This window comes from Candidatus Villigracilis saccharophilus (genome assembly GCF_016711665.1).
Genome location: NZ_JADJSO010000027.1, coordinates 1 through 5,938, shown reverse-complemented (window position 1 = coordinate 5,938; position 5,938 = coordinate 1). Strand labels below are relative to the sequence as shown.

The 5,938-nt window shown below is 48.3% G+C and carries 6 protein-coding genes and 2 pseudogenes; 3 read left to right on the top strand and 5 right to left on the bottom strand.

Going from position 1 to position 5,938, the window contains the following annotated elements:
* Positions 1-149 precede the first annotated feature (149 nt).
* Positions 150-935 carry a prepilin peptidase gene (locus tag IPL17_RS10500; protein ID WP_345307040.1) on the bottom strand — a complete coding sequence of 262 codons (786 nt, stop codon included), beginning with the start codon at positions 933-935 and terminating at the stop codon, positions 150-152.
* Between the two features lie 123 nt (positions 936-1,058).
* On the opposite strand from IPL17_RS10500, the pseudogene murA reads away from it, so the two are divergent.
* Positions 1,059-2,335, top strand: a pseudogene (gene murA / locus IPL17_RS10495) (UDP-N-acetylglucosamine 1-carboxyvinyltransferase).
* A 166-nt stretch (positions 2,336-2,501) separates the two neighbouring features.
* Here murA and IPL17_RS10490 read toward each other — a convergent pair.
* From IPL17_RS10490 to trxA, 4 genes are all read right to left on the bottom strand, one after another.
* Positions 2,502-3,689, bottom strand: coding sequence for a hypothetical protein (locus IPL17_RS10490; RefSeq protein ID WP_345307039.1), 1,188 nt, complete (start codon positions 3,687-3,689; stop codon positions 2,502-2,504).
* Between the two features lie 117 nt (positions 3,690-3,806).
* Complete coding sequence (locus IPL17_RS10485; RefSeq protein WP_345307038.1) at positions 3,807-4,076, bottom strand: hypothetical protein; 270 nt, start codon at positions 4,074-4,076, stop codon at positions 3,807-3,809.
* A 65-nt stretch (positions 4,077-4,141) separates the two neighbouring features.
* Positions 4,142-4,411 carry a hypothetical protein gene (locus IPL17_RS10480; protein ID WP_345307037.1) on the bottom strand — a complete coding sequence of 90 codons (270 nt, stop codon included), beginning with the start codon at positions 4,409-4,411 and terminating at the stop codon, positions 4,142-4,144.
* A gap of 46 nt (positions 4,412-4,457) precedes the next feature.
* Positions 4,458-4,802 (bottom strand): thioredoxin, encoded by a 345-nt coding sequence (trxA, locus tag IPL17_RS10475; RefSeq protein ID WP_345307036.1) that lies wholly within the window; start codon positions 4,800-4,802, stop codon positions 4,458-4,460.
* 252 nt (positions 4,803-5,054) lie between these two features.
* Between trxA and IPL17_RS10470 the strand changes: the two genes are divergently transcribed.
* Both IPL17_RS10470 and IPL17_RS10465 read left to right on the top strand, forming a co-directional pair.
* Positions 5,055-5,675, top strand: a complete 621-nt coding sequence (locus IPL17_RS10470; RefSeq protein WP_345307035.1) for a signal recognition particle receptor subunit alpha — start codon at positions 5,055-5,057, stop codon at positions 5,673-5,675.
* Positions 5,676-5,700: 25 nt separating this feature from the next.
* Positions 5,701-5,938: pseudogene (locus IPL17_RS10465) on the top strand (hypothetical protein); the annotation flags it as partial.

The following is a 5,938-nucleotide window of genomic DNA, read 5'->3' as shown; positions in this document are numbered from 1 at the left end:
AGGCGCGCCACTTCGATCGTGCCATAAATCAGCACAAGCAAAAGCGGCAATGCAAGCATAAACTCCACCATTGCCTGCGCGCGAAAATTTTTGTGACGGATTTTTGAGATTATTTTCATTTTTTCATTGTTCCTGGTGACGTCATTAGTTTATCCGGGAACGATCATTTGAATAAGTTTTGGAAAATAGATGATTAGAAATGCGCTAATAATAAAATATGGGCCGTATGGAATGAAAAGCATCAGCGCGTTCTTTTCATACTTGCGGGTAGCCACCAGCCATAAAATGAGCAGTAAACTGAAAAAGCCGCCGAGTAAAATCCCGAGCAATAGGCCGAACCAGATCAGCGGCCACCCAAGTATAAGCCCAAGGACTGTGACAAGAATAACATCTCCTGCGCCGAGCGCTTCCTCGTCATCTACTTCCTGTCCCATGGCGAGCATGCGTTTTGTACGTATGCGGGTGAAGAAGACGCCAAAATAATAAAAGGCCAGCATGATCAGCAAGCCGCCCAGGCCTCCCCAAAGGGTATCCTTAATTCCATGAGAAACAGTACCAACTATCAGTCCAAGAAGTGAACCGAAAATGCTTGTAGGGTGGAGGATCAGGCGGTGCTCCATGTCGATCACAAAGACGACGCCAAAGTAGGTAATCAGAATCATTCCAAGCAGGTATTCAATTTTTGGCGGGTTGATCCATGTGTAAACACTAGCTGAAAGGATCGTAATCAGAACAATCCATAGACGCACTTTGCGGGAATGTCCATTTTTGCACGGACGAAAAATGAGATAATCTTTCCATGTGAATGGCGCATCGCATTGCAGGCAGGCTGGCTGGCTAAGCCGCCGTGTAAATGGCAAAACATCAGCAAGGTAATTTATGAGATACCCCGCAATGCATCCGAGTAAAATGGGTACGATCAGTGTTATAGACATCTGTAATTATTATAATTCCAAATATAAGCGCCTTGTGAAGTTGATTATCACGCAAGTCAACTGTAATGTTCTTGGCGAATTAATAAAACTGCCTTACAATTTCGAAAGTATCAAGGAGATGACATGGATGAATTTGTGATTGAAGGCGGTTATGCATTGCGGGGAGAAGTAACTCCATCGGGAAATAAAAATGCCGCACTACCATTGCTGGCCGCGTGTTTGTTGACCGAAGAACCGGTTGTGCTTTATAACGTGCCACAGATCCGCGATGTGCTGGCAATGCGAAAACTGATCGAAAGCCTCGGCGCTCACGTGGAAGAATTGGATCGAAATACCTGGCGGATCACAACTCGGAGAATTGGTCGCTTCACATCTGACCCGACCCTGTGTCGGCGCATTCGCGCATCGATTCTTATCGCAGGGCTGGGCATTGGCTCGCTCCCACGGTCTTCGTCTTCCGCCCCCGTGGTGATGTGATTGGGCGCCGCCGTTTGGATACGCATATTTGGCATTGCGCGCCTTGGGCGCAAAAAACATACGATCGTGTATTTGATATTGAAGCGGATGAATTGCATGGAGCCGATATTCTTCTAGATGAAGCCAGTGTGACCGCAACAGAAAATGCTGTCATGGCGGCTGTATTGGCCAAAGGCGAAACTCATATCCGCAATGCCGCATCTGAGCCTCACGTTCAGGAAGTATGTCGTTTTCTAAATGTTCTCGGAGCAAAGATCGAGGGGATTGGTTCCAATACTTTGCATATTTCAGGTGTGTCGCGTTTGACAGGCGGAGAGTTCACTATTGGTCCGGACTTGCTTGAGGTGGTTAGTTATATCGGCGCTGCAGTGGTTACGCGCGGTGAAATTCGGATTCGGAACGCCGGTGTCGAGCACCTTGAAATGGTACGGCAGGTCTTTCATCGTTTAGGCGTGCATTGGCAGATTGATGGGAATGATTTGATCGTTCCTTCGGATCAGGAGCTTGTAATCGCATCTGATCTGGATGGCGCAGTCCCTGAGATAAAGACAAATGTTTGGCCTGCTTTTCCGACAGACTTAACCAGCATCGCCATTACCGTTGCAACTCAGGCTGTTGGCTCTGTGCTTTTTCACGATTGGATGTTTTCTGGACGCATGTATTTTACAGATAAGCTTGTGAGTATGGGAGCCCGCATCATATTGTGTGATCCGTATCGAGTCGTAATTCAAGGACGTACACAACTTTATAGCGAGAAACTGGAAAGCCCTGACATTCGTGCAGGCATGGCGCTGGTATTAGCGGCTTTGGCGGCAAAAGGAACTTCGAAGATCCGCAATATCAGTCAGATCGAGCGCGGATATGAACGTGTGGATGAGAAGCTAAGATCGCTGGGCGCGAGAATTACAAGAGAAACAGAATAAAATAAACATGACACACCCCGAATCTCATAAAAAGGAGAAGAAGGGAGGGGGATGAGAAAGCCAAAGAAGAGAAAGAGCAAAACGTAAACGATAAAGCGGAGCTGGAGTGATCTGGCTCCGCTTTCCAGTACGATGGCAAAAGGTGTGCAAGAGCCAGGAACGTAGTTCAGAAAAAGAGGGATGGAGAAGGAGAGCAGGAAAGAATAAACCAATCCTGTAATGGATAAGAGTTTGAGACGAGCATCCCATTGGAGAAGTCTGGGGCTTTCAAAAGCGAGTTCAGATTTGTTGTAGCGCAGCGCCATTTCGATCTGCCAGCGACGCGCATAAGCGAAAACGATTTTCCAGGCGAGTTCAGGAGAATGGGCAGGTTCAGAGGTGAGCAGATACCAGGGAGATTGGCCTTGCGGCGAGCGACCACGACCCAGAGCGGTTGATGATGAGTGCGATCGAAAACGGGGAAAGCGATAATCCCGGCTTTGCGTTCACACCGACGACGCGCATCCCAAACCAGACGGTGATCCCAGGAACGCTTGGCTTTGCTCAATTCGCCTGGCTTTTTGAGTTGTTCGAATTCATCCAGAAATTGATAGTTCTTTGGCCAGCGCAGAATAAAGCGAGCACCTCGCAAGAAAGCTTGTGTCAACCAGGGATTGCCAGCAAAGCCGCGATCCCAAAGATGAATAACTTCCTTGCCCCATAAGCCATCGATTTGATCAAAAACTTCACATTCTTCCTCCCTTTTTTGACTTGCCTCTTCTCCACGTGTAGTCCACCAGCGCATATGTGCCAGAGTCGGTGGACCTTTATGTCCGATTACCAGCACCTTCAACCAGTGAAATCCCGGCACACAGACGGGACGTCCACCAGGCGGATTGAAGAAACCAGGCTTGATGCGTTTCAGGCGACTGGCTTTGCTTGAGCGCACGGCGCACAATCTCTCCGCTTGCAGGCTCTCTGATTTTTCCAGAACACTCTCGTCCCAGATCACCAACGGGCGTTCACCTTGCTCTTGCAGTTCTTCCACCCGTTGACTGGCTTGTTCCCAATGAAATTTCTCGATCTCGCCCCCTGTCCATTTCTGACTGTGTAACAAGTTACTGATCCGCTTTGTCCCTGCTTGACAGGCTTCCGTTCCCAGCAGGTATCCTCCCAATTCGCTCAACAGCAGTCCATTGTTCCGATGGCGATGCTCAACAATTGCCATTACCAATCCCAGCAAGGTCTTCACCAACCGCCGATCCATTTTCTCGTTCAACTCGCTCAGCACTGGTTTCAGGTACTTCACCAGACGACTTTCCATCTCCTTTGCTTTCGCTTGCTTTTCCTCCGTCTTTCGTTTATCTTTTAACACGATAGACCTCCTTTGTATCTGGTTTTCGCAAACTCAGCTTACATCAGAGGTCTATCTTTTTCCATCCCTCATTTCTTAATTTCGGGATGTGTCATGTTTATTTTCAAATTTTATTATTTACGGCACCGTGATTGATTCTTTTTTGATAAGCACTCTGAACTGGTGATCATCGCCCGGGCGGTTATTAACACTACCAGAAGCGTTGCCCGTGTTGCCGTTGCTATATGTTATCCATGCCCATGCAAAATATACACCTTTGGGTAATGAAAGCACACGCTTTTCGTTTTTAGCCAGGTTGTAGCTCAAAGCCCCGCATTGTGCAAATGCATTTGGGCTTAAAGTGAGCGAAAGGACAACCGTGCCATCGGTTTGGTTTTCAAATCGCACTTGAGATTGAGGACCTGCTTCCCCAACATTTAGCGGCTTCAGACAGTTATCTTGCCCAGCGGGTGCTAGTGTTGCTGTTGGTGGTAATAGGGGGGCAGACAGCGTGGGTGAGGCCAGTGCCGTAAAAGTCGGTAACGGGTGGGGCTTGGTGTTTCAGTAGGCGGGATTGGTGTGGCTGTTGGGATCGCCAACTGTGTCATGGCAACCATCGTCCATGCAGATGAAACAGCAGTGCCTTCAACTTCCGCGGGTGCTAATGTGGGTGTGCCCTGTGGTCCGCAAGCTGTTAAGAAAATAGCCAGCGCGATTAGCACAGGAAAAACTTTTTTAAACATTTTTATCTCCATTTTTTATTCTTCCAATTGTTATTCCATGGGAGTTTTAGTTTTGACTAATAACATCCAAAAATTGGGTAACCACTTCACGCAACATGCGTTCAGGTAAAGCGCCAACTTGTCGATGAACCACCTTGCCGCCTGAAACGAAGAGCAATGTGGGAATTCCTTGAATACCAAATTTCTGCATCCATTCGGCGTGATCGTCGGTGTTGATCTTTGCCACCACCAGCTTGCCTTCCTGTTCCTTGGCTAACTTCTCAAGTGTAGGGGCGATCATCTTGCACGGACCGCACCACGGTGCCCAAAAGTCCACGATCACCGGCAGTGATGATTGCATCACGTCTTTTTCAAAACTCTCATCCGAAATATGAATAGGTTCTCCAGCCATTTTTACTCCAATTTTTTTTCTCAAATTCCATGCAGTTAATCCAACTTCCATCTAACCAGTTTTTAATTGGTCTCCCAACGTTCCGATCAGGTCGTTTTTGTCGGTTCCTGAAAAAGCTATGTCCCCTTGCCAGGATGATGAAATTTCGCACCGCACGTTTGCGGTTATTCCTTAAAAAGTATAAATATAAAACACTTTAATCCCGCATGATATAATCGCGCGTCATGGCTAATTTATTTTCACGATGGAAAGATGGACTCTCCTCGCACCAGCAAGGCTGCATTTGGTCAGATCGCCTCCCTGCTTGGCGCATCAGAGATTACTGAAGAAACATGGGATGATCTGGAAACACTTCTCATTCAAGCGGATATGGGGATCGAAACCGCTTCCTCCGTTTTGGAGTCTCTTAAGCGCATCCAGCGCACCGAGGGCCTGATTCGTGCCGATGAGCTTTCTGTGGCGCTTCGACAGGAACTGCGCGCGCGCCTCGGATCCCCGCCTGCTTTGAGTTTGAATCATAAACCTACGATTATTTTGGTTGTAGGTGTGAATGGCTCTGGCAAGACTACAACCATTGCCAAACTGGCTTCGCGCTTTAATTCTGAAGGGCGGAAGATTCTACTCGGGGCCGCCGACACCTTCCGTGCCGCAGCGATGGACCAACTCCAGGTTTGGGGTGACAGGCTAAAGGTCGAAGTGATCGTTGGTGCCTCCGAGTCCGACCCTGGCGCAGTGGCGTTCAATGCTGTTCAGGCAGGCGTCGCCCGCAGTGTAGATATCGTCATGATTGATACTGCAGGACGTTTGCACACGCGTTTCAACTTGATGGAAGAATTAAAAAAAGTGAATCGGGTGGTGGGCAAGGCGCTTTGAAGGCGCGCCGCATGAAGTATGGCTCGTGCTCGATGCAACGACGGGACAAAACGCGTTGCAGCAAGCTCGTTCATTTAAAGAGGCTGTACATGTGACTGGTGTGATTTTGTCGAAACTTGATTCATCTGCACGTGGCGGCATGGCGTTTGCCATTCAACGTGAATTAGGCTTGCCGATCTTGTTTGCTGGTTTGGGGGAAAAGCCTGAAGATTTGCAACCTTTTGACCCCGACGCTTTGTCGATGGTATTTTATCCAACGCTTA

What these genes read in the sequence shown, in the direction of transcription:
- IPL17_RS10500 (WP_345307040.1), bottom strand. Translation starts at nt 935, where the DNA reads ATGTCTATAACACTGATCGTACCCATTTTACTCGGATGCATTGCGGGG.
- IPL17_RS10480 (WP_345307037.1), bottom strand. Translation starts at nt 4,411, where the DNA reads ATGTTTAAAAAAGTTTTTCCTGTGCTAATCGCGCTGGCTATTTTCTTA.
- trxA (WP_345307036.1), bottom strand. Translation starts at nt 4,802, where the DNA reads ATGGCTGGAGAACCTATTCATATTTCGGATGAGAGTTTTGAAAAAGAC.
- IPL17_RS10470 (WP_345307035.1), top strand. Translation starts at nt 5,055, where the DNA reads ATGGACTCTCCTCGCACCAGCAAGGCTGCATTTGGTCAGATCGCCTCC.